Below are 24,648 nucleotides of genomic sequence, written 5' to 3'. Positions count from 1 at the left end.
TACAGATCACGGCGGCGTTTTTTTCTAGCTTACGACCACCCTAATCCACACACGCATCCCAAAAGCGCACCAGACTCGCCCGCGTATTCTCCTGCTCAAAGCGTCGCTTTACAAGATGCCCGGGGCCAGCCGTGCCGCTTCCTCGACCAGCGCCAGCGCCGCACTCCGCGCGCTGGAGAAGGCGCGCTCGGCCAGCTCGCCTTTGCCCTCGCAGCCGTCGCCGCAAAAATAAAACGGCACGTTCTCCACCCGCACCGGCAGCAGCCGGTTGGCGGCGACATTTTTGACGCTCGATACCATCGCTTTTTTGGAAACCCGCTTGACGGCAACCGCCTCGCGCCAGCCAGGGTAATGCTGGTCAAACAGTGCTTCGAGCTGTTGCATTTTGCCGTCCAGATACTCTTTGCGCCGGGCTTCGTCGGTGAAGTCGTCATTCAGATACGCGATCGCCTGCAGCAGCTGCCCGCCTTCAGGCACAAGCGTATGGTCTGTTGCCGAAACGTCGCTGATGAACAGCTTGTTGTCCATGTCGCTGATGTAGCTGAACGGGCGGGCGACGACGCGGCTGAGGCCGATATCGTACACCATGACCTCGGTTGCGCTGCTGCCTTCATAGGGAGCAAGGAAGGGCTCCCAGGCCGTGCCTTTGAGCAGCTTGACGACCTGCTGCACCGGCATCGCGAATACAACCTTATCGACGGCGATTTCACGGTTTTTGGTGTGCAGCACGAACCGTCGGTCGGCGTAGCGGAGCTGCTCGACGCCTTCCTGCAAGGCAATTTGCCAGCGGCCCGACGTCTCCAGCTTCAGCTTGAGCTGATTGATAATAACGGCCCAACTGCCCAGCACGTAGTTGACGGGACGTCCTGACAAAAATAAATTGTGATAATACTCGCTGATCGCAGCGCCGGATACGTTTCGCGCGTCTTCGGGCGTGATGAAGAAGTTGGAGCAGACCAGATGCTCCCACAGCTCCTTGACGTCTTCGTCGGCATCCGATTCAGCCAAATAATCGCCGAGTGTGGCGTAATTTTTCAAATTGTGAATGTTGGCGATGATCGCGGTAATTTCCCCGACAAAACGCATCTTTTGCCGCGTGCTGAGCAGCTCTGTGCGCAGCAAATTGACAAAATCGAGCGGAGCCTCGGTCAGCCGCCCATGCTTGGCGTACATGACCCGCCGTTTATCGACCTGCTTCGAGCTGAACGACAGGCCGAGCTCTTTTTCCATGACGGTTAAATTATGCCGGTCGATGCCATAGATGGCGTGCGCGCCGTAGTTAAGTGTAAACCCGGCTTTTTCGTAAGTAAATGCGCGGCCTCCGAGCTGCGGGCTTCGTTCCAGCACAATCCCTTCCACATGCGGGCTTTCCGACAAATAAGCGGCTGCGGTCAGGCCGGCCAAACCACCGCCGATGACGGCTACTTTCATAGCAGGTTCCTCCTTCGGAGCGGCTTCCAGTGTGAAATCGGCCCCGTCGCTGTGGCGCAGTCCGCTCCAGACCAGCGCGAGTCCGCTGCGTAGCAGGGGTTCCAGCTCCGTGTCCGGCTCGTTGCACCAATGGGCGACGATTCCTCCATAGACGCTGACGAGCAATTGCGCTTTTGCCCGGTCGGGCAGCCAATGAACGATGGCATCAAAAAGGATGCGGGTGTAGTTCCGTTCGCTTTTTTGTACAGTGTCGTTTTGCAACGCAAGCGCCAGCAAGCTGCGGATCAGCCGGCGGGAATCGCCTATTGTAAACCCTAAGTCTAAAAACAGCCGGTTAATATGGCCTTCCAGCGAAAGTACTTTGGAGGGAGGCTGCTTGACCCACGCTTCAATAACTTCGATTTGGCGGTCGTAGACGGCGGATACGAGTGCATCCTTGCTTTTGAAATAGTGGTAAAACGTCCCCTTCGACGTGCCGGTGGCTGCGATAATGTCATCCACGGACACGGCTTCGTACCCTTGGTCGGCGAATAAGGACAAAGCGGTTTCCAGAACAAGCCCGCGTTTTTTGCGGGTGGCGGCGCGCATGAATTGATTCACGGGAGACCTCCGTTCGAGTTAGATTACGTTCAGTATATGCCGATCGCGGCAAGGTGTCCAGTTAAATTAGACTAAAAGTCTATTTATTTCAAAAGTGAACCTGCCTGCAGACGCCAATTGTAGCGCAACGCGACAGTTTTCCCCCTTTTTTGCTAAAGCTTGTGTTATCATAGAAAACAAATACCAAATCGGCAGCAGGAGGCGACGATGATGAAGGATCAAACGGCCCGCCGCAGTGCCCGCGCGGCAGCACTGGATCCGGCGACGGAATATGTGGCGCGGCAGAGCGGCGAGCAGGAAACTTATTATGCCAGTCAGGCAAGCCCGGCGATTTCGTCGGCAGCGGGCGTAAGCGGCTTGCAGCGGACTGTCGGCAATCAGGCGGTGGCTCAGCTGATGCGCTCGCAGCTGCATAGGGCTCCGTCAGCGGCGGTTCAAGCGAGTGGCGTCGTTCGTCGCCAAGTTCAGCCTGAGGCTGCTGAGCGAGCGCCGGAGCTGTCGGGGGGAGAAGCGCTCCAGCGCCAAGCTGCAGCGTCGCTTGCGCCGTCATCTGTGACGGGGCCGGTTTCCGGCAGTAAAGGCGAAGCGAAAGGCGGAGAAGCGGACGAGCTTGGCGCGACAGCGCCGGAAATTCAGCGCAAAACCTATGCTGCAGGCTCCGTTGGGGCCGTGCGCAACCACAGCCCTGCCGGGTCGCCGGTCGTGCAGCGGCAGTTGTTTTCTTATCCCCGCCGGGGCGCAGGCGTTGAAGAAATGCGTCCCGAGGTAGCGGCGCTGGGCGAAGCTAACGCTATTTTCGTCGAATATGCGCAACTGCTCAAGGATGACAGCAACGCGATCGTCAAGGGTAAGGAGCGTGACGGCAACGACGGCTTGAAAAAGGTGCTGAAGGAAACCGCGGTGGAGAATGAATCTGTTAATTCGAGCTTTATTGCCGGCTTGGTGGGAAGCGGCGATTGGAAAAGCTATACGGATTTCGAAGGTCTGCGGACGAAAATCAATGCTTCGGAAGGTTATGAAGAAGCCGATTTGAGCGATATGAACGACACGGAGCTCTGTGAGTATATTGAAGAAGAAACGGCGATTGTTTCTGCATGGTTGGCAGAAGAAGTGCAGCTCGCCGGTGAGAATGTGTGGGCCGTCATCGAATCGGCAGCCGCGTTGCCGGCCGTGTGGCAGGACTTCCTGGCATCGGTGCTTTATAACGAGGTCAAAGAAACTTTTTACGATATGAACGGCAATTTTGTTCCGTATGTGCAGCCGTTTATTAAATTGATCAATGAGATTAACGACGGGACAATTACGCAGCTGGATTATGTGCGCAAATACGGCGGGCCGGGCACGTGGGGCGCTGAGTTCGCGGTCGCTGCGCCTGCGCCCAAGCAGGCGTTTTACAACAATGTGGCTGTCGTGCATACGCATTATCCCGACGACACTTCCCAGCCGAATTACGGACATACGAAGCCTTATGACCGCAGGTATAACGCCGGATACGGCTACACGGCCGTCAATCTGGCAAGATTGCTGGCAATTGCCGACACGAACGAAACCTATGACAATTTGTAAAATCGACCGGAGAACCTCATCTCCGGTTTTTTTGTGCACAAAAACGCACAAAGGAATTGAATATTTTTTTCCAAGCCCTTATACTTTTGTGTAAGAAAATATTACATTATAACGAGAAAACAACTAGATAACTTACATAAAAATAACATAATAGGGGTGGTTTGTGTGAGGGTACTACCGTTTTCAACTTCAAAACGTCAAACGACGGAGCTGCTGACCCGGCTCGCTTCGGGAGACTTGACGATTCTGGGCAACGATTCCTCGCGGGCCAGAGGCCCTTATACGAAGGTCGTGCATAAGACGGCTCAAGGCTTAAAAGCGTTGATTCGACTTGTCGAACGTGCCTCGCGGCAGCTGCACGGGCAGGTGGAGACGATTCAGGACTCCTCGAATCTGATCGCGCAGCAGGTGGAAGGCGTTACGCATACGATTCGCGAAATAACAGCCGGCATTCAGGATTCCGCCGAGCATATTCAAGACGCCGCAGCACAGATGCAGCACATTCAGGGACTGCTGGAGCAGATTCGCCGCGATAACGGTGCCGTCGTTGCAGCATCCGGCGAGGTTTCGGCGGCCGTTGGCGAGGGCAAGCGGGAAATCGCCGATGCGGCGGCGCAAATGCGGCGAATGACAACCGAAAGCGCTCAACTCCATGAGGAGATGGCGCAATTGAAGCAGGCGCTTGCCCAAATCGTCGATATTACGAGGATCGTGGAGCAGGTTTCGGGTCTGACGCAGCTGTTGGCGTTGAACGCCAATATCGAAGCGGCGCGGGCCGGCGAGCACGGCAAGGGCTTTGCCGTCGTTGCGCAGGAGATTTCCCGGCTGGCCCAGCAGTCCAAGCAAGCGACGGGCCTGGTCGGCGAGCATGTGCGCACCGTGTCGGCTTCGGCGCAAACGCTCGCATCGTCCATTGAAGCGATGAAGCAAACCGCCGATGCGGGCGCGTTCGTTATGGACGCCGGCTTTGAGCGCTATGAGCAGGTCGAATCGTTTTTAGCCGGCTTGTGCGGCAGCATTGAAACGGTGGATGAATCGCTGCTTGGCGTGACGGGGAGCGTGCATGCCATTTCCGATGTCGTACACCGCACGTCGGCTATGTTCGAGCAGGTTGCTGCGGGCAGCGAAGAGGTGCTGGCTTCAGCAGAAATGCAGCAGCGCGGCATTGTACAAATGAACGCGGGCATTCGCGAAGCCGGACGAAGCAGCCTGACGCTGCGCTCCGCCGTTTCGCAATTCAAGCTGCCCGAAGCGGCCAAGACGCATCCGCTGCATGAGGCCATTGACGGCTGGATGGAGCGGGCTATCGGCATACGCGCGGTTATGGTATCGATGATCGAAGCGCGCGAAGCGGGGCGGATTCGCTATTGGCACGAAGAGAAGACGCTGGCGGAGGCGGAGCTGTCCAAGGCGTTTGCGCGGCTGGGCGAGCTGTGCCGCTTGCCCGGCGACCAGGAGCGGCTTGCAGAGCTGCAGGCGGCTTGGGAGTCGTTCGCTGAAGCGAAGGAGCGCAACGCCAGGTGGATGCTGGACGGCGAATATGAGAAAGCGCGTCAGGGGCTGGTCAATATCGGTCGTGCCCGTTTCAAACGAGCGCTGGATTTGGCACAGGGATGGCTGGACGGTTAAGCGGGCTTGCGAGATGAGGAGGGTCGGTTATGGCGAACACCGTTTTTGCGCCTGCCATTGCATTCATGAACAGGCTGACCTATGTGCAGAAATTTGCGCTCATCGGATTTTTGCTGGTGCTGCCGATGACGCTAACGGCCTTTTTCCTGTTATCGGACATTCACAAGGATATCGATCAGGCCCGGCAAAAACGCAGCGGGCTTGCCTATATCGAAGCGCTTCAGAAGGCCGTCGAATCGCTGCAGCAGCAGCGGGGCATGCGCAACGCCTATTTGCGCGGCGACGTCAGCTTTGCTCCGGCCATCGAAGCCAACCGCCGCGAGCTCGGTCAGCGGCTAGAGCAGCTGACGACCGCCGAACGGAAAGCGATTTCCTCGTTTGCCGCTCCGCGCTTCAGCCGCGTCGATGCGGATTGGCTGCTCGGCCTGCAGAACGCCGGAATCAGCTTTGAAGCCCATTCGTCGGTCATCCGGCAGCTGCTTGATACCATTGCCGCTGCTGCCGAGGCGTCGGGTCTGCAGCGGGACGAAGACAAAGGGCGCTACCCGTTGATCAATGCCGTGCTGCTCAAGCTGCCGCCGCTGCTGGAGAACGTCGGGCGGATGCGCGGTATCGGCACGGGAGCCGCGGCTGCCGGGCAGCTTGGTGCGGAGGAACGTTCCGATCTGATCGTCTATGCCGGCATGCTGCGCAGCGATTTGCAAACGATGAGCGTCAAGCTCAAGCAGCAGGAGCGGGAAGCGGATTTCTCCAAGCTGGACGCTTTTGTGGCGATGACCGGCGCGCAGCTGCTCGACGCCGCTCCGATTACGCTCGACCCGCATCCATATTATGAAGCCGCCACGGCAGCGCTCGGTTCTGGAGCGCATTTGTTTTCCGAGCTGCTGCCTCAGCTCGACAGCTCGCTGGCCGACGAAGCCGGACGGCTGGAGCTGCGTCAGGGCGTCGTTTTATCGCTGTCGCTGGCGATCTGGCTGCTGGTGCTTTATTTGTTCGTCGCGTTTTACCGTTCGATGCGCAATACGGTTGCCGGGCTGCTGGAAGCGTCGCGGCTGGTGGAAAAGGGCGATTTGTCCGTACGCGTTGCAGCAGGGGCTACGCGCGACGAGTGGAGCCACGTTATCGAATCGTACAACCGGATGGTGGACGCCGCCGAGCGCATGATGGTCGAGCGGCGGCAGCACGCCGAGCAAGTACAGAAGCTGGCTTATCACGATGCGTTGACCGGGATGCCGAACCGGCTGCTGTTTCAGGACCGGCTGTCTACAGCGCTTTCTCAGGCGCGCCGCAACGGCAAAATGGTCGCCGTGCTGTTCCTGGACCTCGATCGTTTCAAGGTTGTCAACGATACGCTAGGGCACGACAGCGGCGACCAGCTGCTGCGCGAGGTGGCCCAACGGCTGCTGCTCTGTTTGCGCGACGGCGATACCGTGTGCCGGCTGGGCGGCGACGAATTTATTTTGATTGCCGTGGGCCTGCATGCGATTAACGACGCCGCGGCGCTGGCCGAACGCATTCTGCACGCGCTGGCGGAGCCGATCGAGCTGCGCCAGCAGCGGTTGAACATTTCCACCAGTGTAGGCGTCAGCTTGTTTCCGTTTGACGGCGACGACGCCGAAACGCTGGTCAAGCACGCGGACACGGCCATGTACTACGCCAAGAGCAAGGGCCGTAACAATGTGCAATTTTTCGATCCGGTCATGTCCGAAAAAGCCGCGCTGCGGCTCAAGGGAGAAACCGACCTGCGCAGCGCACTGCAGCACGGGCAGTTCGTGTTGTATTACCAGCCGCGCGTCGATTTGCAGACCGGACGGGTCAGCGCGATGGAGGCGCTGGTGCGCTGGCGGCATCCCGAGCAGGGGCTGATTTTGCCTGCGGACTTTATCCCGCTCGCCGAAGAGACGGGCCTCATCGTTCCGCTGGGCGACTGGGTATTGCAAACCGCCTGCCTGCAGGCGGTGGGCTGGCAGCGCGAGGGCTACGAGCCGCTGACGATTTCCGTTAATGTCTCGGCCTCGCAGTTCGAGCGGGCTGATTTTACCGACAAGCTGCTGCGCTGTCTGGAGGAATCCGGTCTCGAACCGGGCTGGCTGGAGCTGGAGGTAACGGAAACGGCGGTGATGAAAAATGTCGCGCTTACGGTGCAAAAGCTGGGCCGTCTCAAAGAAATCGGCATTCGCATTTCGATTGACGACTTCGGAACCGGCTTTTCCTCGCTTAGTTATTTGAAGCATTTTCAGCTTGATGCGATCAAGATTGACCGTTCCTTTGTCAAGGATATCCCTCATTCGGCCAAAGACACGGCGATTACGAAAACGATTATCGCATTGGCCCGCCGGCTCAATATGCGCGTCGTCGCTGAAGGCGTCGAGTCAGACGCCCAGTTTCAATTTCTCGCTTCACGCAAGTGCAGCGAGCTGCAGGGCTTTTACTTCAGCCGGCCGCTGCCAGCCGGAGAGGCGCGCCGCTTTGCCGCCTGTTTGCCGCTTCCTTAATTTTCGCGCGGGAAAATTGGATTTTTGCCGGGGTTTCCGCTACAATAAGCAATAGCCATGATTCGAGGAAAGCTGAGGGTAGATACGCATGAGCGATTGTATTTTTTGTCAAATTGTCGAAGGAACGCTGCCTTCCACCAAGCTGTATGAAGACGACCAGGTGCTGGCCTTCCAGAATATTTATCCGGGAGCGCCGATTCACGCGCTGATCATTCCCAAGAAGCATATCGCTTCGATGGATGACGTGACCGACGAGGAATGGCCCTTGATCGCGCTCGTTCACAAAGTCGCGCAGCAGGTAGCAAGGGAGCTGGGTGTTGCCGAATCGGGCTATCGTCTTGTTAATAACTGCGGGCCGAATGCCGGTCAGGAAGTCTTTCACTTGCATTATCATTTGATGGCCGGCGCGCGTTTGTCTCCGCTCGGCACATCGAATAATTAGCGTGCTTGCAGCAAATGAAGGTTTCATATTGACACCCCGTTTGCTGATCACTTATAATGAAATTTGATGAACCGCTTTGTCTTGGACGGTCTGTTCGGAGGGAGGGAAAACTGGTGTCAGAAACTCGAGTTCGCAAGAACGAAACTATAGATGCTGCACTTCGTCGCTTCAAGCGTTCCATCGCTAAAGATGGCGTTCTAGCAGAGGTTAAGAAACGCAAACACTATGAGAAGCCTAGCGTTAAGCGCAAGAAGAAGTCAGAGGCTGCTCGTAAAAGAAAGTTCTAGGAGGCAATTTTGGCGATGAGCTTAGGCGAACGATTGAACGAAGATATGAAGCAAGCGATGAAGAGTCAGGACAAGTTTAAACTTTCCGTAATCCGGATGGTTCGTTCTTCTATCAAGAACGTTGAGATAGATGCCAAAAGAACCCTCGATGACAGCGAAGTGCTTGATATTCTAACTCGTGAGATCAAACAACGCAAAGATTCCCTCCAAGAATTTGAGAAAGCAGGCCGTAACGATCTGGCCGAAGGCCTGAAGGCCGAGTTGCTCATTCTTGCTGACTATATGCCGCAACAGCTTACTGAGGAAGAAGTAAAAGCCATTGTACAGCAGACCATCCAACAAGTTGGTGCTTCTTCCAAAGCGGATATGGGCAAAGTAATGACAGCTTTGATGCCCAAGGTAAAAGGGTTGGCTGACGGCAAGCTCGTCAATCAGCTCGTACAACAATCGTTAACTTAATGAAAGTACCGAAGACCGGAAGGCGCAAGCTTTTCGGTCTTTTTCTATCTCAAGTGAAACAAAGCGTCGTTTCGTTCGTATGTATGGGGAGACGTACACCAAGCGAAGGGAGTGAGAGGGATGATGCTAAGCGCTTACATGAGCGCGGCGGGTCAACTGGCGCAGGATATGGGATGGATGGAGCGCGTATCGGCGGTATTGACGCATCCGGTGACGGTAACGGCTCTGCTGCTGATCGGGATTGTCGGGATCGCACTGGAGATGCTTTTTTTCTCAACCGGCTTGTTCGGTTTGACGGGTTTGATCGGTTTTGGCTTGTATTTTCTTGGGTTTTACTGGAGTGGCGCGGCGGGCTTTGGCGATTTGGCGATTTTTGCTGCCGGCTTCGTGCTGCTGCTGCTGGAGCTGGTGGTGCCGAGCTTTGGCGTCTTGACTTTGCTGGGCGCGGCGTGTCTGGTCGGCGGTGTGCTGGCGGCGGCGGCCGATCCGGCTCAGGCAGGGGTGCAGCTTGGCGTGGCGCTTGCCATCGCGCTCGTGGTCATCGGCGTGTCGTTTAAATATTTGCAGCACCGCGGCGTCTGGCATCGGTTGATACTCAAGGAGCGCCTGTCTACGGACAAGGGCTTCACGTCGAACCCGGATCGCAGCTACTTGCTTGGGGCGAAGGGAATGTCGCTGACCCCGTTAAGACCTTCAGGCACTGCGCTGATTGGCAGTGAGCGGGTCGATGTGGTTACAGAGGGCAGTTTCGTGACGCCGGATTCGCCGATTGTCGTCGTGCGCGTCGAAGGGACGCGCGTAGTCGTTCAGCAGCAGGAGAATATCAAGATCTAAATATTTTGCGATGCGAGTCGCATAAGGAGGATGAATCGATGGAACCGAATTTGTATTTGCTTTTTTTAGTTGCGCTGATCCTGATCGCGCTTGTAGTCCTTTTGAGCATAGTGCCGGTCATGCTGTGGATTTCCGCTTTGGCGTCCGGCGTGCGCATCAGCATTATTACGCTGATAGCGATGCGCCTCAGAAGAGTTGTGCCGAGCCGGATCGTCAATCCGATGATCAAGGCGACAAAGGCGGGGCTGGAGCTGAGCATTAACCAACTGGAAAGCCATTATCTGGCCGGAGGCGACGTCGATCGCGTCGTCAATGCGCTGATTGCTGCGCATCGCGCCAACATTCATCTGGAGTTTGAGCGGGCCGCGGCGATTGATTTGGCCGGTCGGGACGTGCTGATGGCCGTGCAAATGAGCGTAAACCCGCGAGTTATCGAGACGCCTGTTGTGTCGGCTGTGGCCAAAAACGGTATCGAGGTCAAGGTTATCGCCCGCGTCACGGTTCGCGCGAATATCGACCGGCTCGTCGGCGGCGCCGGCGAGGAGACGATCATTGCCCGCGTCGGCGAGGGGATCGTTACGACCGTAGGCAGCAGCGATTCGCATAAGGACGTTCTGGAGAATCCGGATAAAATCTCGCGAACGGTGCTGGGCAAGGGGCTGGACGCCGGTACGGCGTTTGAAATTTTATCGATTGACATCGCCGATGTCGATGTCGGCAAAAATATCGGCGCGCACCTGCAAACCGAGCAGGCGGAAGCCGACAAGCGGATTGCCCAGGCCAAGGCCGAGGAGCGTCGGGCAATGGCGGTTGCCGCCGAGCAGGAAATGAAGGCGCGCGTCATCGAGATGCGGGCCAAGGTCGTCGAATCCGAATCGCAGGTGCCGCTGGCGATGGCCGAGGCGCTGCGCAGCGGACAGCTTGGCGTGATGGATTACATGAATTTGAAAAATATCGACGCCGATACGCAAATGCGTTCATCCCTTGGCAAAATGAACGACGGCGGCAAGCCGGATAAAGAATAGCGGGGAGGTGCGCCGCTATGCTCAAGCTTATCCAATTTCTGTTGCATAATTGGTTCATCGTTGTGCTGCTGCTGGCTGTGTATCAGCAGCTGGCGGCGCGGCGCAAGCGCGCGGCCCAGGCCCGCGAGGCCGAGCGCCGCTCCGGCGCCGGCGCAGCGCCGCCGCGGCCCGCCGCGCCGGGAGGCCGCCCGCCGCGGCCCGACGCGCCCGCGAGCGCCGAGCGGCCGACGTCGCGCCAGCCGCAGGCGCGCGGCGGCTTCGCGGCCGCCCAGCGCCGGCCGGCTGCGCCCGCTGCGGCGGGAGCCGCCGCGCTAGCCGGCGCCGGCGTTGCGCCTGCGCGCGAGCCGGCTGCCGCCGCAGGCGCCGCGCCTTCGCGCCGCGAGCGGCCCTCAGCCGCGGCCGCAGCGCCGTTCGGCGCGCCGACCGCCGCGGCTGCGGCCGCGCCAGCGCTCGCTGCGCCCAGCGCCGAGCAGCTGCGCCAAGGCGTGCTGTGGGCCGAAATTCTCGGCCCGCCGCGCGCCAAAAAACCGTTTCAGCGGCGCTGAAACGGGCCCGACACCTTGCGTAATTCTGCAAGAGCCCCGGCTTCACGGGTTCTCTTCACATGCGCAAGGTGTTTTTTTGCCGCAGAATTAAACCGCTTTCATTTCGTGCGCGTCTAATTGATGACGCGGCTCATTACGAAAGGGGGGGAAGTCCGATGCGGCATTGGTTATCGGCCGCGGCTGCGTTGGCTGTTTGCGGGCTGCTGGCAGCTTGCGCGACGGGCGGCAAATCGGCAGCTGTCGAACCGGCTCCGTCGGCAGCTTTGGCCGCGGCTTCGAGTCCCGTCTCCGCCCTCGTGCAGCATCCCGTCCCGACCGTCGCCGCCGGCTCCTTTACAGCGCCGCCCGCTGCGCCTGCGGACCATACCGCTTCCGTCGACAGCGTCGAGCTGCGCTTCGGGCCCATCGAGTCGGCTCTGCCGCTCGCTGTGATCAAGCCGGATCAGTTGGCAAGCGTGATCGCTGTTTGGCCGCTTGCTGACGGCGGCAAGGTGCTGTTGTACCAAACGCCAGCTGATAATGAAAACGTATATGCGGCGCTCCAGACAGACACCGAGCTTTTTGCCGTCGGCCCGATCGGTTACACGGCACAGCCCGATCAGTACGAGGTCAGCGAAGTCGAAGCGCTGCATGGTGCTTATGTCAAAATCATCGGCGCCTGCGGAGCGAACTGTCCGATCAGCGCGTATGTGCGCTTAGGACAACCGGTGCCTGTGTTGCTGCGAATCGAAGCGCATACCGAAGAAGTCGATCTGGACGGAGACGGAAGCTGTGAAATCGTGGCGTCGGTCGGCACCTTGGCGGAAACGACCGTCTATACCGTCGTCCGCGGCGAACCGGCAGTAGCGAATCTGAATGCGCTCCTGCACGCGTCTTTGGTCATCTATAACAAGCAATCCGGCGTCTTCCAGGCACAGGGTCCGCAAGGAGCGGCGTCCGGGTGGAGATGGAGCAAAAACCGCTTGACGCGCGTCGCGCCAGCCGGAAGCCAACCTTGAACCGCTGCTTGCATCGAACCGTTTCGTACATCGAACCTTGCTTGCATCGAACCGTTTCGTACATCGAACCTTGCTTGAATCGAACCGTTCTGTACATCGAACCGCTGCTTGCATCGAACCGTTTCGTACATTGAACCTTGCTTGTATCCATCGGTTTTCGTATCGCACCGGATTGTCCGTCAATTCCCGGCTCCCCGGCTTGCCCTACAACGGCCCGCCCCATGCTCCAAGAACCTGTACATGTTTCCGCTCGCCTGTCAGCCTGCCCCTGTGCAAGACCGCTCACCGTCCATCCGATGCCCTTGCCGCCAGCCGCCGCTTGCTCCCCAAGCGGTCCCGAGCGGTTGCAGCCCGATTGCTGCCCCCTTACAAAAGCTCCAAGCCCGAATGACGGCGCGCTTTTTTGTCCCCTGACTCATAAAGCGGCCAGGCGGCGCATATTTTGGTAAAAAGTTTATGCGCATTGCCGCCTGACTTCAACTTTCAGAGGGGGATTGCCCTGTTATGCGTCGCTTGACCCGCAAATGGAACCAGTTTACGGCCAAACTTCTCGATCTTCCCCAAGATATCGTACACGATTTGCCGCGCATTACGATGATCGGCAATGTCCAGCTCTACGTGGAGAATCACCGCGGGGTGCTGCATGTGTCCAGCGAATTTTTGAAGCTCAATCTGACGACGGGCCAGCTTGACGTCAAGGGCAAAGAGCTGGTCATCCGCGCTATTTTACCGGAAGAAGTGCTGATTGAAGGCACGATCGACGATGTCAAATACATTCCGTAAATCGGGCTTGTAGGGGGGCCATGTAAGAATGAGACAATCGATGTTTATCGCGCGGCTTCGCGGCTATGTGCGTCTGGAGCTGCGCGGGCGCGGCGGCGAAGCGATGATTAACGAAATGCTGGCAACGGGCTTGTCCGCATGGGATATCCAGCCGATGCAGGACGAGCGGCTGCGGCTGTGCGTGCCGGTTGGCGAGTTTTTTGAGCTGAAGCCGCTGCTCAAGCGGACAGGCTGCCGGATGCACGTCCTGGAACGGCGCGGCTTGCCTTTTTTTCTGGACAAACTGGGGCGGCGGAAGCTGTTTTTTGCTGGAGGAGCCGGCTTTTTGCTCGGTATGTTTCTGCTCAGCTCGCTGGTGTGGCAGGTGTCGGTGGAGGGCAATGAACGGATTGCCCAAGCCGATGTGATGCGCGCGGCCGAGCAGCTGGGCATCCACCGCTTTCAATGGAAATTCAAGCTGCCGCAGACGGAGGAGCTGGCGCACGGCATTCAAGCTGCGCTGCCGCAGGCCGCTTGGGTTGGCGTTGAGGTTCGCGGCACGCACGTGCATATCAAGGTGGTCGAAGCGACGATTCCGCAAAAGCCGGAGCTGATGAATCCGCGCAATCTCGTGGCTTCGAAAAATGCGCTTGTGACGGAAATCATGGCCGAAAAGGGGCGGCCGCTCGTGCAGCCGAATGCGTATGTCCGCAAGGGGGACGTGCTGATCAGCGGCAAAATTGGCGACGAAGAAAACTATCAGGTCGTCGTCGCGAGCGGCAAGGTCAAGGGCATTGTCTGGTACACGTCTCAGATCGAGGTGCCGCTGACGCAGACGTTCAAGACGTATACGGGCGAAAGCAAGGAGCGCAGCTACCTTGTCTTCGGCTCGCGGGCGCTGCAGGTGACCGGCTACGGCAAGCTGGCTTTTGAGCAGCACGAGACGCTGACGGAGCGCAAGACCTTGAGCTGGCTCGGCTATACGCTGCCCGTAGGCTGGATGCACGAGAAGCTGATGGAGGTGCGTCAGGTCGAGCAGCCGGTAGAGCTGGCGCAGGCCAGGCAGAGCGGTCTGGAGCAGGCGCGCAGTCGTTTGCTGGCCGCAGCGGGGCCGGAATCGCGCATTGCCGGCGAAAAAATTTTGCATGAGAAATCAGAGAATGGTAAAGTTTATATGAAAGTGCATTTTGAAGTTGAAGAAACGATAAGCGAAGAGCAACCAATTGTCGTACAAGGAGAATGAGGCCTGTTGGTAGAACATGCACAAACCGTGAAAGTCGCCCTGCAAAACCCGGCGGAGGGACTGGCTCTGTTCGGTCCGCAAGATAAATTTCTTCGGCTGATCGAGCGGGAAATACCGGCGCAAATTTTTACGCGCGAAGCGGAAGTCACGATTCAGGGAGCTGCTGCCGAAGTTAACGCGCTTCAGCAGCTTTTTGAGGTTCTGCTGCAGCTGGTCCGCCATGCGTACACGCTGACGGAGCGCGACGTCAAATATGCGATCGAGCTGGCCAAGCAAATGAAGGCCGACCAGCTGCTCGATTTGTTCAAGGGCGAAATTGCCGTCACGCATCGGGGCAAGCCGATTCGCGTCAAAACGATCGGACAGCGGCAGTACGTGAGCAGCATCAAAAAGAAAGACATTGTCTTTGGCATTGGTCCCGCCGGTACGGGCAAAACGTACCTGGCCGTCGTGCTCGCCGTCACCGCGCTCAAGGAAGGACAGGTCAAGCGGATCGTCCTGACGCGTCCCGCCGTGGAGGCCGGAGAAAGCCTCGGTTTTTTGCCAGGCGATCTCCAGGAAAAGGTTGACCCTTATTTGAGGCCGTTGTATGATGCTCTTAACGATGTGCTGGGCGCCGAGCAGGTGGCCAAATCGCTGGAGCGCGGGTTGATCGAAATTGCGCCGCTTGCCTATATGCGTGGCCGGACGCTCGACGATTCGTTCATTATTTTGGACGAGGCCCAGAACACGACGCCTGAGCAAATGAAGATGTTTTTGACCCGTCTGGGCTTTGGCTCGAAGATGGTGATTACCGGCGACGTCACGCAAATCGATCTGCCGCGCGGCAAATCGTCCGGGCTGGTAGAGGCCGAACGGATTTTGCACGGCATTGACGAACTCGGCTTTATGTATTTTGACGAGCAGGACGTGGTGCGCCATTCCCTCGTGCAGAAAATTATCGTCGCCTACAACGCAGACAAGGACAAATAAGCTCCATCGGTTGTCTAAGCAGAGAGGATGACCTCCGTGATGAAGAATGAAGTGCAAATCAAGGGCAAATTTCATTATCGGCTGAACGGATGGAAATACAGTATTTGGGTGCGGCTGCTGCTGTTTTTGCTGCTGGCGCTCCTCTTTTATTTTGCGCTTTATGTCAAGCTCGTACCGCAGGTATACGATATTCAGCTTGGCGCGGTCAGCGAGAAGACGATCTATGCGCCGAGACAAATCGAAAACGCACTGGCTACGGAAAAAGCCAAGGAAGATGCGGCCAAGCGCGTTCAGCCGGTATATCGGATCGTCAATTTGAAAAACGAGGCGCTGGTCGATGCGATTTACGACAAGCTGCTGCAAATCAATAACGACGCGGAAGTTAAATTTGAGGATAAAGTGAGCATCTTCCGCAGCGTCATTCCGCAGCTGATTCGCGACGGCGAAGGCAGCGCGATCAAGTCGCTGCGCGAAAGCGGGCAATATAACGAGCCGCTGCTGCAACTGATCGATCAGCAACTGACCGATCAGGCGTATCCGCTGCCGGAGGAGTCGTATTTCAAGCTGCCCCGGCTGACAAAGGAAGATTTGATGGCGATGGAGCCGGTGACGAAGGAAATCGTCTCCAAGCTGATGAACGAGCAGATTCTGGACGCGCAAACGGCGCGGGCCAAGGTTGCCGAGCTGGTCAATACGTCGACGCTGTCGAAGAACACCTCACGCGAAATGGTGCAGGAGCTGGTGCGCGCTGTATTGACGCCGAACAAGTTTTTTGATCAAAAGGGCACGGATGACGCCAAGGGGCAAGCTCGCGAAAGTGTCGGCCCCGTCTATATCAATAAAAACGACGTGCTTGTCAACAAAGGTGAGGTCATTTCCGAGGAGATTTACCAGCGTCTGGATAAGCTCGAGCTGCTGCGCGACAAAGCGAATCATTGGCCCGAGCTCGGACTGGCGATACTGGTGGCGATGCTGAGCTTCGTGCTGTTTATGTTTGTCAGAATGAGCTCGCTGCCGATTCATTACAACAATTCGCAGCTGGTCATGCTGGTGCTGATTGTGATGATCAATGTGGTGGGGATGAAAATTGTTTCGCTCGGCCAAAATCTCGATTATCCGTATATCGGTTATTTGGCTCCTACGGCAATGGGCAGCATATTGATCGCGATTTTGCTGGACGCGCCGCTGGCGTTTATCGCTTCCGTGCTGTTTTCGCTGATGTCGAGCATTATCTTTAACACCGAGCACGCCGAGCTGTTCGATTTCCGCTACGGTCTGGTCAGCCTTGTCGTTTGCTTCGGAGCGGTTTTTACGATTCAGCGGGCCAGCCAGCGGGCCACGATTTTAAAAGCGGGACTTATGATTTCCTTTTTCTCGATGCTGACGATTTGCGCCCTGCTGCTGCTGGATGATCGCTTTACGCAAAAGGAAGCGCTCATGGCGTTTTCGTTTGCTGCCGCCAGCGGGTTGTTGACAGCCGTGTTTGTGATCGGGTTGCTGCCGTTCTTCGAGGTTGCCTTCGGCATCCTGTCGCCGCTCAAGCTCGTGGAGCTGTCCAACCCCAATCATCCGCTGCTGCGCAAGCTGCTCACCGAAACGCCGGGCACGTACCATCACAGCGTGATGGTCGGCAACTTGTCGGAGGCTGCGGCCGAATCAATCGGCGCCGACGGCTTGCTTTGCCGGGTCGGCTCCTATTACCACGATATCGGCAAGACGAAGCGGCCGAGCTATTTTATCGAAAATCAGACGAATATCGAAAATCCGCATGACCGGATCGATCCGAATTTGAGCAAGTCGATCATTACCGCGCATCCGCGCGACGGGGTGGAAATGCTCAAGGATTTCAAAATTCCCAAGCCGATCCGCGATATCGCCGAACAGCATCACGGCACGACGCTGCTGCATTTTTTCTATCACAAGGCTGTGAAGATGGCCGCGGAGGACAACAGCGAGAAGGAGATTCGCGAAGAGGATTTCCGCTATCCGGGGCCGAAAGCGCAATCGAAGGAAGCGGCAATTATCGGTATCGCCGACAGTGTGGAAGCGGCGGTCCGCTCGCTGCGCAACCCGACGCTGGAGCAGATCGATTCGATGGTGCACAAAATTATCAAGTCCCGTCTGGACGACGGCCAGTTCAACGAATGCGACATCACGCTCAAGGAGCTGGATACGATCGCCAAGACGCTGAACGAGACGCTGCTCGGCATTTTCCATTCGCGGATTGAATACCCGAGCGAGCTGGCGGGGAAAAAATCAAGCTGACATTTTACGATCGAAGGAGGGCTTTTCATGGCCCAATCGGATTTAACGCTCGAATGGAGCAATGAGCAGGAAGCAGCCGAGATAACGCCAGGGCTGATCGAGAAGCTGACGGAGCTGCTGCGTCTGGCCGGCGAAGCGGAAGGCGTCACGGAAGGCGAGGTCGCACTGACGTTCGTCGACGACGAGGCAATTCACGAGCTGAACCTGCAATACCGCGGCATCGATAAGCCGACCGACGTGCTCAGCTTTGCAATGAGCGAGTTCGGCGAAGACGAAATCGAGATTCATTACGAAGCCGAAGGCGATGAGGAGCCGGAGGAAGGCGACGAGGATGTCAGCGAAGCGTTCATTGAGCCGCTGGGCGATATTATCATTTCCGTGCCGCGGGCGATGGCCCAGGCCGAGGAATACGGCCATTCGGTCGATCGTGAGCTGGGCTTTTTGTTCGTACACGGCTTTTTACATCTGATCGGCTACGATCATGAGACGGAAGAAGAAGAGAAAGTCATGTTTGCCAAGCAAGAGGAGATCTTGCAAAAAGCGGGCCTGACGCGCTGATGAGCGGCGGCTTCCGCAAATGGCGGCGCAGCTTCCGCTACGCCTACGAAGGGATCAAATACGCGCTCGATACGCAGCGCAATATGAAATTCCATTTTACGGTCGCTTTTCTTGTGCTGCTCGCGGCGTTGTTTTTGCGGCTGTCCAAGACGGACATCCTGTTTCTGCTATTGGCTGTGACGCTGATGATTGTCACGGAGCTGATCAATACGGCGGTGGAAAAGGCCGTCGATCTGGCTATGCCGGATCGGCATCCGCTGGCAAAAATCGCCAAGGACGTCGCTGCCGCTTCCGTGCTGGTGTGCGCCGGCTTTGCCGTAGCGGTCGGTCTGATCGTGTTCTTTGAACCGATCGACCGGCTGCTGCGCGAAGGGCGGCTGCAGACGCATGCCATTTCCGCAGGTGCGGTATGGGTGCTGCTGGCGCTTGTCGTTTTGTCGGTCATCGTCATCGAGACGCGTTTTTCCGATAAGGGCAAGCTGGTGCGGCCGAGTCTGCTGGCGGCTGTCGCTTTTGCCGTCGCTACCGTCATCGCGTTGTTTGCTGCAGCGACGCTGGTATCGCTGCTGGGCTATTTGCTGGCTGCCATGATGCTATTGGTGCTGTATGATAAAAAAACGCGGCCGTTCCCGGCTTTGTTTCTCGGCGCGATCATCGGCGCATCGGTGACTGCGCTCGCATTTTTTTGCTTCAACCTGCTGTAAGGAAGGAGAGGCGGCTATGGACGCGCAAGCGATGCTTCAACTGGCGGCAGAAGCCAGACAACGGGCTTATACGCCTTATTCGCATTTTCAGGTCGGCGCGGCGCTGCTTGACGCGGAAGGCCGGATCCACATGGGCTGCAACGTAGAGAACGCCGCCTACGGACCGACCAACTGCGCCGAGCGCACCGCGTTATTTCGCGCCGTCGCCGACGGCTGCGGGCCCGGCACGTTTCAGGCTATCGCCGTCATCGGCGATACGGACGCTCCGATTGCCCCTTGCGGCGTTTGCCGCCAGGTGCTGGTCGAGCTGTGCCGGCCGGACATGCCGGTTTATCTCGGCAACCTGCGGGGCGAGTGGCTGGCTACAACGGTTGCCGCGCTGCTGCCCGGAGCTTTTACACCGAAAGATGTTCAACCAACGGAGGAACGATAAGTGAATAAATCAGGCTTCAAATCAGGGTTCGTCGCCATCATCGGACGCCCGAACGTCGGCAAGTCGACCTTAATGAATCAAATCATCGGGCAAAAAATCGCGATTATGTCAGACAAGCCGCAAACGACGCGCAATAAAATTCACGGCGTATATACGTCCGAAGAAGGCCAGATCGTGTTTCTCGACACACCAGGCATTCACAAGCCGAATTCCAAGCTCGGCGATTACATGATGAAAACCGCGCACAGCACGCTCGGCGAAGTCGACGCGGTGCTGTTTCTCGTCGATGTCGTCGACGGCATCGGCGGCGGCGACCGCTACATTATCGAGCAGCTGAAGGCGGTCGATACGCCGGTCATTCTCGTGCTGAACAAGATCGATCAGGTGCATCCGGAAGCGCTGCTGCCGATCATCGTCGCCTACAAGGATTTGTATCCGTTTGCTGAAATCGTGCCAATCTCGGCGTTGAAGGGCAATAACGTGACAACGCTGCTGGAGCAAATCGTCCGTTATTTGCCGGAAGGCCCGCAATACTATCCAGCCGACCAGGTGACCGATCATCCCGAGCAATTCGTCTGCGCCGAGCTGATCCGCGAGAAAATTTTGCATTTGACACGTGAGGAAATCCCGCATTCCATTGCCGTGCAAATCGAGGATATGCGCGTGGAAGAAAACGGGCTTGTGCGTATTTCCGCGGTTATTTTCGTCGAGCGCGATTCGCAAAAAGGGATTATTATCGGCAAACAAGGCAGCTTGCTCAAGGAAGTCGGCAAGCAGGCGCGCAAGGATATTGAAGCCTTGCTCGGCTCCAAGACGTTCCTGGAGCTGTGGGTCAAGGTGAAAAAGGACTGGCGCAATCAGGACCGCGTCCTGCGCGATCTGGGCTTCCGCCACGAGTAACGCTTGTTTGGTATCATACCAGTTATTGCATCGCATAGTTCCCTCCGCGGCGTCCCATCCTAACACCATCACGATCGATGGGGAGGATGGCGCCACATGAAGGATTTTTCGTGGAAGTACTTTTCAATGACCGGTGATGTTGACGCTTATCTGCTGTATAAGCAGGTGACGGACGAGCTTGCGCCCGAAGCCGACATGCAGGAGGATGAGCAGGGAAACGAGGATTCGCTGGAGGGCTTTAGCGGCTAGATGACCGCACCCCCGGCAATCGTATGGGGGAAATCAGGTGCTGCGCAGTGTACAAGGAATTGTGCTCAGGAGCATGGACTACGGAGAAGGCAACAAAATTGTCAGCTTGCTGACGCTCGAGCTGGGCAAGGTCAGCGTGATGGCCCGCGGAGCCAAAAAAGTTAAAAGCCGACATAGCGCCGTTACGCAGCTGTTTACGTACGGCGATTTTGTGTTTTTCAAGAACTCAGGGCAAATGGGCACGCTTAGCAATGCGGAGATTATCGATGCCCATCATGCGCTGCGCGAGGATTTGCATATGTCGGCGTATTCCTCGTATTTGGCGGAAATGGCCGATCGTATGCTCGGCGACGAAGAAGGCTCGGGTTATGTGTTCGAGCAGCTCAAGGCCGGTCTGACTGCGATCGAGGAGCGCAAGGACATGCAAATCATCGTTCACTTGTTCGAGATGAAAATGTTCGAGCTGGCCGGCTACCTGCCGGTGACGGACGCTTGCGTCAGCTGTGGAGCAGCCGACGGGCTGGCAGCGTTCAGCTCGATGCTTGGCGGTGTGCTATGCAGACGCTGTCTGTACAAGGACGCTCAAGCGCTTGCTGTCGGCGAAGGGACGCTCAAGCTGCTCAAGCTGTTTCCGCGCATGGATTTGCGGCGGCTCGGCGCTATTGCCGTCAAGCCGGAAACAAAGGAACAGCTCAAGCTCTGTATGCGCGCTTACATGGATACGCATATCGGGATCAACTGGAAATCGCGCGGCTTTATCGAGCAAATGGAGAAATACGGGATCGGCGAATAAGGTTGACAGCCGCGTATCCCGTCTGCTATGATTTTCTAACCTTCTCGCCCTATGGCCACATAGCGGTGGGATTTTTTGTGCTTGCCGGCGTTCTGTTACGCGGGTATTTACATATTTATGTAGGAAACGAGCTGTTGCATCGACTTCACAGGCGAAAGGGGTTTTGACGGATGACGCTTCCTTCCCCGCATATGCGGGTATACGTTGTATCCGATTCGGCCGGGGAGACGGGCGAGTCGGTCGTGCGCGCAGCCGCGATGCAGTTTTATCCGACGCCGGTCGACATCGTGCGCGCGCCGTTTGTACACGATGCCGCCGGCATCGACAAGGTGCTGGCCACGGTCAAGGCGGGCGGAGGCATCGTCGTCTTCACGCTGGTCGTCCCCGAGCTGCGCCAGCGTCTCGTCGAGCAGGCCGCGCGGCTGGGCATTGCCTATGTCGATTTGCTTGGTCCGGTGCTGGCTGTGCTGCAGCAGGCGATGAACAAGCCGCCCCGCAATGAGCCGGGCAACCTGCATCCACTCGACGAGGACTATTTCAAAAAGGTTGAAGCGGTCGAGTTCGCCGTCAAATACGACGATGGCCGTGATTTCAGCGGCATCGCCAAAGCGGATATCGTGCTGCTCGGCGTCTCGCGTACGTCCAAAACACCGTTGTCGATGTATCTGGCTCATAAAAAGATCAAGGTCGCCAACGTGCCGCTCGTTCCGGAAATGCAGCCGCCGGAAGCGATTTATTCGGTGCCGAGCCATAAAATTATCGGGCTTCGCATCGATCCGGCCAAGCTGAACCTGATCCGCCAGGAGCGTCTGCGGACATTGGGTTTGGCGGAAAATGCAACTTATGCGAATGTAGAACGTATTAAACAAGAGCTACAATTTGCCGACAAAATTATGACCCGGATCGGCTGTGTCGTTTTTGATGTGTCGAACCGTGCCGTGGAGGAAACGGCGAGCTTGATTCTCGATTACATCGAGCTGGGCGGTTGACGTTTTTATCATTTGCTTTGCAGGATTTTTTGCAACTCCATCGTATATAATACTACGGTAACATTTCGGAAGCGCCGGGGGTGAGACTACGGATGGCGGTTACTAGAATCGTTGTTGATGCTGACGCTTGCCCGGTAAAAGCCGAAATTGAACATACGGCCGGACAATTTGGAGTTGAAGTGCTGCTCGTCGCTTCATTCGATCATCGGATGCGCGAAAGCGAGCAGGGAAAAGTGACGGTGGTGCAGGTCGATCGCTCCGATCAGTCTGTCGATTTATTTATCGCCAATCACTTGCGACCCGGCGACATACTCGTCACGCAGGATTTCGGTCTGGCCGCCATCGGCTTGGCCAAGAAGGCGATTTGCTTGTCCAATCGCGGTCAGACGTACACGGATAGCTCGATTGATTATTTGCTGGAGCGTCGTCACGAATCGGCGAGGCTTAGGCGAAGCGGCAAGTACGGCAAAGGCCCTAAGCCCTTTACAGCCGCGGATCGCCTGTTTTTTCTACAAAGTTTGACAAAAGTTTTATCCGGTTTGCAGGAGATTGAAAAGAGGTAGCGAATAGTAATAAGTCGGAGCAGCCGACCCGGATGGAAGGTGGACACCGATGAGGCACGGACGAATTCCTGAAGAAGCGATTGAAGCGGTTCTTCGTCACCATGATATCGTCGAGGTGATCGGCCGCTACGTGCAGTTGACCAAGCAGGGGCATTATATGAAAGGGCTTTGCCCGTTTCATTCCGAGAAAAGCCCTTCGTTTACCGTCACCCCGGAAAAGCAAATTTACCGATGTTTCGGGTGTGGGGCCGGCGGCCATCTCATCCGCTTCGTGATGGAGATTGAGGGCTTCAGCTTTACCGAAGCCGTCACGCGGCTGGCTGAAGAAGCGGGCGTGGCCGTCACCTGGCAAGAGGCAACGGACGAGCAAACCGAGCAGCAGCAGGAGCGCAGCGTGCTGCTTAAAGCGCACGAATTCACCGCCAAGCTGTATCATTATATATTGAAAAGTACGGAGCAGGGAAAAAGGGCGCTTTCGTACTTGCGCTCGCGCGGTATTTCAGACAAGCTGATCGATACGTTTCAGCTCGGCTATGCGCCGCCGATGTGGGATACGCTGGTGCAGCAGCTCGACAAACGGCAATTTGAGCTGGCGCTGATGGAGCGAGGCGGCTTGATTTCCGCCCGCGAAGGCGGCGGCTACGTGGACAAATTTCGCGAGCGGATCATGTTCCCGATCTGCGACGCCTCGGGCAAGGTCATCGCCTTTGGCGGAAGAGCGATGGGCGACGGGCAGCCGAAGTATTTGAACAGTCCTGAATCGATGCTGTTTAACAAAAGCCGCACCGTGTACAATCTGCATCTGGCCCGGCCGCACATTCGCAAGCTGCAGCAGGTCGTCTTGTTCGAAGGCTATGTCGACGTCATCAAGGCGTGGGAAGCCGGCGTGCTGAACGGCGTCGCTACAATGGGCACCTCGCTGACCAAGGAGCACGCTGGCGTATTGAACCGCAACGCCGACCAGATCGTCGTTTGTTATGACGGCGATAACGCCGGACAGGCGGCTGCGTACAAGTGCATCCCGTTGCTGGAGGAAGCCGGCAGCAGCGTTTCGGTGGCGATGCTGCCGGACGGGAAGGACCCTGACGAATATGTAACGAACTATGGTTTTGACCGATTTGTACGGGAGATCATTGAACCTGCCGTACCGTCGATGAAATATAAGCTTTTGTATATCCGCAAAAATTTCAAACTGCACGAGGACGGTGACCGCATCCGTTATTTGCAATCCGCTGTCAAAACGATAGCTGAGCTCAGCTCTCCGCTGGAAAGGGACCATTATTTGCGCCAGCTCGCTTCAGAGTTCCCCGACGCTTCCTATGAAGCCATGAAACAGGACATGCACGAGATCCTGCTACAGTCGGAAAAAAACCGTAGCGATGGGGATAATAAACCTTTTCTGTGGAATAATGTTAGGAATAATGGGAGAACAGCGGAACGAACACCAACGCTGCTTCCCGCGTATCACAATGCGGAACGTTATCTTTTAGCTATCATGATGCATGATCGTGATGTTTGTCTTTATGTAGAAAAGCAATTGGGTGATCAGTTTCATGTTGAAGCTCATGCAGTATTAGCTGCTTATTTATATGCTTACTACGCTCAGCACACGGAGCCTAGCGCAAGCCGCTACATAGCCATGCTGCAGGACGAACAACTGGAGAGTCTGGCGAGTTCCATTGTCATGATCGGGGTAGGCCACGGAGTGAACGAGCAGGTCATCGACGACTACATCCGTCAAATCCGCAAAGTACCGATGCAGCTAGAAATCGACCGCAAAAAGGAAGAGAGACTCCGGGCCGAACGCGCGGGGGATCATCTTCAGGCAGCACAAATAGCAATTGAGATTATAGCCCTAGAACAACGATTAAAGACATCATGAATGGCTCAAGTCTAGGGAGGAGGG

24 protein-coding genes are annotated in these 24,648 nt (G+C 56.8%); 23 read left to right on the top strand and 1 reads right to left on the bottom strand.

The features are described 5' to 3' along the window. Positions 1 to 108: 108 nt before the first annotated feature. Positions 109 to 2,031, bottom strand: coding sequence for an FAD-dependent oxidoreductase (locus B5M42_RS22515; RefSeq protein ID WP_134757057.1), 1,923 nt, complete (start codon positions 2,029 to 2,031; stop codon positions 109 to 111). Positions 2,032 to 2,238: 207 nt separating this feature from the next. On the opposite strand from B5M42_RS22515, the gene B5M42_RS22510 reads away from it, so the two are divergent. From B5M42_RS22510 to dnaG, 23 genes are all read left to right on the top strand, one after another. Further along, complete coding sequence (locus B5M42_RS22510; protein WP_134757059.1) at positions 2,239 to 3,597, top strand: hypothetical protein; 1,359 nt, start codon at positions 2,239 to 2,241, stop codon at positions 3,595 to 3,597. A 165-nt stretch (positions 3,598 to 3,762) separates the two neighbouring features. Continuing rightward, entirely contained in the window at positions 3,763 to 5,226 is a 1,464-nt protein-coding gene (locus B5M42_RS22505) for a methyl-accepting chemotaxis protein (RefSeq protein ID WP_134757061.1), read from the top strand. A 29-nt stretch (positions 5,227 to 5,255) separates the two neighbouring features. After that, positions 5,256 to 7,721 (top strand): putative bifunctional diguanylate cyclase/phosphodiesterase, encoded by a 2,466-nt coding sequence (locus tag B5M42_RS22500; protein WP_134757063.1) that lies wholly within the window; start codon positions 5,256 to 5,258, stop codon positions 7,719 to 7,721. Between the two features lie 88 nt (positions 7,722 to 7,809). Continuing rightward, positions 7,810 to 8,163: a histidine triad nucleotide-binding protein gene (locus B5M42_RS22495; RefSeq protein ID WP_134757065.1), complete on the top strand. Its 354-nt coding sequence runs from the start codon at positions 7,810 to 7,812 to the stop codon at positions 8,161 to 8,163. 113 nt (positions 8,164 to 8,276) lie between these two features. After that, on the top strand, positions 8,277 to 8,450 hold the full coding sequence (rpsU, locus tag B5M42_RS22490) for a 30S ribosomal protein S21 (protein WP_010491812.1): 174 nt from the start codon (positions 8,277 to 8,279) through the stop codon (positions 8,448 to 8,450). A 15-nt stretch (positions 8,451 to 8,465) separates the two neighbouring features. Beyond that, positions 8,466 to 8,909: a GatB/YqeY domain-containing protein gene (locus B5M42_RS22485; protein ID WP_134757067.1), complete on the top strand. Its 444-nt coding sequence runs from the start codon at positions 8,466 to 8,468 to the stop codon at positions 8,907 to 8,909. A gap of 120 nt (positions 8,910 to 9,029) precedes the next feature. Continuing rightward, positions 9,030 to 9,743 (top strand): NfeD family protein, encoded by a 714-nt coding sequence (locus B5M42_RS22480; protein ID WP_134757069.1) that lies wholly within the window; start codon positions 9,030 to 9,032, stop codon positions 9,741 to 9,743. A gap of 38 nt (positions 9,744 to 9,781) precedes the next feature. Further along, complete coding sequence (gene floA, locus B5M42_RS22475; protein ID WP_134757071.1) at positions 9,782 to 10,768, top strand: flotillin-like protein FloA; 987 nt, start codon at positions 9,782 to 9,784, stop codon at positions 10,766 to 10,768. Between the two features lie 17 nt (positions 10,769 to 10,785). Then, on the top strand, positions 10,786 to 11,313 hold the full coding sequence (locus tag B5M42_RS22470; RefSeq protein WP_230633144.1) for a hypothetical protein: 528 nt from the start codon (positions 10,786 to 10,788) through the stop codon (positions 11,311 to 11,313). Between the two features lie 155 nt (positions 11,314 to 11,468). Then, positions 11,469 to 12,311: a hypothetical protein gene (locus tag B5M42_RS22465; protein ID WP_134756591.1), complete on the top strand. Its 843-nt coding sequence runs from the start codon at positions 11,469 to 11,471 to the stop codon at positions 12,309 to 12,311. Positions 12,312 to 12,815: 504 nt separating this feature from the next. After that, the gene (gene yqfC, locus B5M42_RS22460) at positions 12,816 to 13,094 is read left to right on the top strand and encodes a sporulation protein YqfC (protein ID WP_134756593.1); all 279 of its coding nucleotides are present in this window, start codon (positions 12,816 to 12,818) and stop codon (positions 13,092 to 13,094) included. Between the two features lie 28 nt (positions 13,095 to 13,122). Continuing rightward, complete coding sequence (gene yqfD, locus B5M42_RS22455; RefSeq protein WP_209280783.1) at positions 13,123 to 14,316, top strand: sporulation protein YqfD; 1,194 nt, start codon at positions 13,123 to 13,125, stop codon at positions 14,314 to 14,316. A 6-nt stretch (positions 14,317 to 14,322) separates the two neighbouring features. Beyond that, complete coding sequence (locus B5M42_RS22450; RefSeq protein ID WP_134756595.1) at positions 14,323 to 15,288, top strand: PhoH family protein; 966 nt, start codon at positions 14,323 to 14,325, stop codon at positions 15,286 to 15,288. Positions 15,289 to 15,327: 39 nt separating this feature from the next. Next, complete coding sequence (locus B5M42_RS22445; RefSeq protein ID WP_134756597.1) at positions 15,328 to 17,553, top strand: HD family phosphohydrolase; 2,226 nt, start codon at positions 15,328 to 15,330, stop codon at positions 17,551 to 17,553. A gap of 27 nt (positions 17,554 to 17,580) precedes the next feature. Further along, positions 17,581 to 18,111, top strand: coding sequence for an rRNA maturation RNase YbeY (ybeY, locus tag B5M42_RS22440; RefSeq protein ID WP_134756599.1), 531 nt, complete (start codon positions 17,581 to 17,583; stop codon positions 18,109 to 18,111). Continuing rightward, positions 18,111 to 18,815: a diacylglycerol kinase family protein gene (locus B5M42_RS22435; RefSeq protein WP_134756602.1), complete on the top strand. Its 705-nt coding sequence runs from the start codon at positions 18,111 to 18,113 to the stop codon at positions 18,813 to 18,815. The genes ybeY and B5M42_RS22435 overlap by 1 nt, the downstream gene beginning before the upstream one ends. Positions 18,816 to 18,831: 16 nt before the next feature. After that, positions 18,832 to 19,248, top strand: a complete 417-nt coding sequence (locus tag B5M42_RS22430; protein ID WP_134756604.1) for a cytidine deaminase — start codon at positions 18,832 to 18,834, stop codon at positions 19,246 to 19,248. Beyond that, positions 19,249 to 20,148, top strand: a complete 900-nt coding sequence (gene era, locus B5M42_RS22425; RefSeq protein ID WP_134756606.1) for a GTPase Era — start codon at positions 19,249 to 19,251, stop codon at positions 20,146 to 20,148. Positions 20,149 to 20,244: 96 nt separating this feature from the next. Next, the gene (locus tag B5M42_RS22420; RefSeq protein ID WP_134756608.1) at positions 20,245 to 20,397 is read left to right on the top strand and encodes a YqzL family protein; all 153 of its coding nucleotides are present in this window, start codon (positions 20,245 to 20,247) and stop codon (positions 20,395 to 20,397) included. A 37-nt stretch (positions 20,398 to 20,434) separates the two neighbouring features. Further along, on the top strand, positions 20,435 to 21,190 hold the full coding sequence (gene recO / locus B5M42_RS22415) for a DNA repair protein RecO (RefSeq protein WP_134756610.1): 756 nt from the start codon (positions 20,435 to 20,437) through the stop codon (positions 21,188 to 21,190). Positions 21,191 to 21,360: 170 nt separating this feature from the next. After that, positions 21,361 to 22,179, top strand: a complete 819-nt coding sequence (locus B5M42_RS22410) for a pyruvate, water dikinase regulatory protein (RefSeq protein WP_134756612.1) — start codon at positions 21,361 to 21,363, stop codon at positions 22,177 to 22,179. Positions 22,180 to 22,271: 92 nt separating this feature from the next. Then, entirely contained in the window at positions 22,272 to 22,742 is a 471-nt protein-coding gene (locus tag B5M42_RS22405) for a YaiI/YqxD family protein (RefSeq protein WP_134756614.1), read from the top strand. 49 nt (positions 22,743 to 22,791) lie between these two features. After that, positions 22,792 to 24,624, top strand: coding sequence for a DNA primase (gene dnaG / locus B5M42_RS22400; protein ID WP_134756616.1), 1,833 nt, complete (start codon positions 22,792 to 22,794; stop codon positions 24,622 to 24,624). Positions 24,625 to 24,648: the final 24 nt, after the last annotated feature.

It is taken from the genome of Paenibacillus athensensis (assembly GCF_004514475.2).
GTDB lineage: Bacteria > Bacillota > Bacilli > Paenibacillales > NBRC-103111 > Paenibacillus_AL > Paenibacillus_AL athensensis.
Note: the sequence above shows the minus strand (reverse complement) of the source record. Positions and strands in the feature narration are given on the sequence as shown.

Coding starts and splice junctions, on each gene's coding strand:
- B5M42_RS22510 (WP_134757059.1), top strand. CDS start 2,239: ATGATGAAGGATCAAACGGCCCGCCGCAGTGCCCGCGCGGCAGCACTG.
- B5M42_RS22500 (WP_134757063.1), top strand. CDS start 5,256: ATGGCGAACACCGTTTTTGCGCCTGCCATTGCATTCATGAACAGGCTG.
- B5M42_RS22495 (WP_134757065.1), top strand. CDS start 7,810: ATGAGCGATTGTATTTTTTGTCAAATTGTCGAAGGAACGCTGCCTTCC.
- B5M42_RS22485 (WP_134757067.1), top strand. CDS start 8,466: ATGAGCTTAGGCGAACGATTGAACGAAGATATGAAGCAAGCGATGAAG.
- B5M42_RS22480 (WP_134757069.1), top strand. CDS start 9,030: ATGATGCTAAGCGCTTACATGAGCGCGGCGGGTCAACTGGCGCAGGAT.
- floA (WP_134757071.1), top strand. CDS start 9,782: ATGGAACCGAATTTGTATTTGCTTTTTTTAGTTGCGCTGATCCTGATC.
- B5M42_RS22470 (WP_230633144.1), top strand. CDS start 10,786: ATGCTCAAGCTTATCCAATTTCTGTTGCATAATTGGTTCATCGTTGTG.
- B5M42_RS22465 (WP_134756591.1), top strand. CDS start 11,469: ATGCGGCATTGGTTATCGGCCGCGGCTGCGTTGGCTGTTTGCGGGCTG.
- yqfC (WP_134756593.1), top strand. CDS start 12,816: ATGCGTCGCTTGACCCGCAAATGGAACCAGTTTACGGCCAAACTTCTC.
- yqfD (WP_209280783.1), top strand. CDS start 13,123: ATGAGACAATCGATGTTTATCGCGCGGCTTCGCGGCTATGTGCGTCTG.
- B5M42_RS22445 (WP_134756597.1), top strand. CDS start 15,328: ATGAAGAATGAAGTGCAAATCAAGGGCAAATTTCATTATCGGCTGAAC.
- ybeY (WP_134756599.1), top strand. CDS start 17,581: ATGGCCCAATCGGATTTAACGCTCGAATGGAGCAATGAGCAGGAAGCA.
- B5M42_RS22435 (WP_134756602.1), top strand. CDS start 18,111: ATGAGCGGCGGCTTCCGCAAATGGCGGCGCAGCTTCCGCTACGCCTAC.
- B5M42_RS22430 (WP_134756604.1), top strand. CDS start 18,832: ATGGACGCGCAAGCGATGCTTCAACTGGCGGCAGAAGCCAGACAACGG.
- B5M42_RS22420 (WP_134756608.1), top strand. CDS start 20,245: ATGAAGGATTTTTCGTGGAAGTACTTTTCAATGACCGGTGATGTTGAC.
- B5M42_RS22410 (WP_134756612.1), top strand. CDS start 21,361: ATGACGCTTCCTTCCCCGCATATGCGGGTATACGTTGTATCCGATTCG.
- B5M42_RS22405 (WP_134756614.1), top strand. CDS start 22,272: ATGGCGGTTACTAGAATCGTTGTTGATGCTGACGCTTGCCCGGTAAAA.
- dnaG (WP_134756616.1), top strand. CDS start 22,792: ATGAGGCACGGACGAATTCCTGAAGAAGCGATTGAAGCGGTTCTTCGT.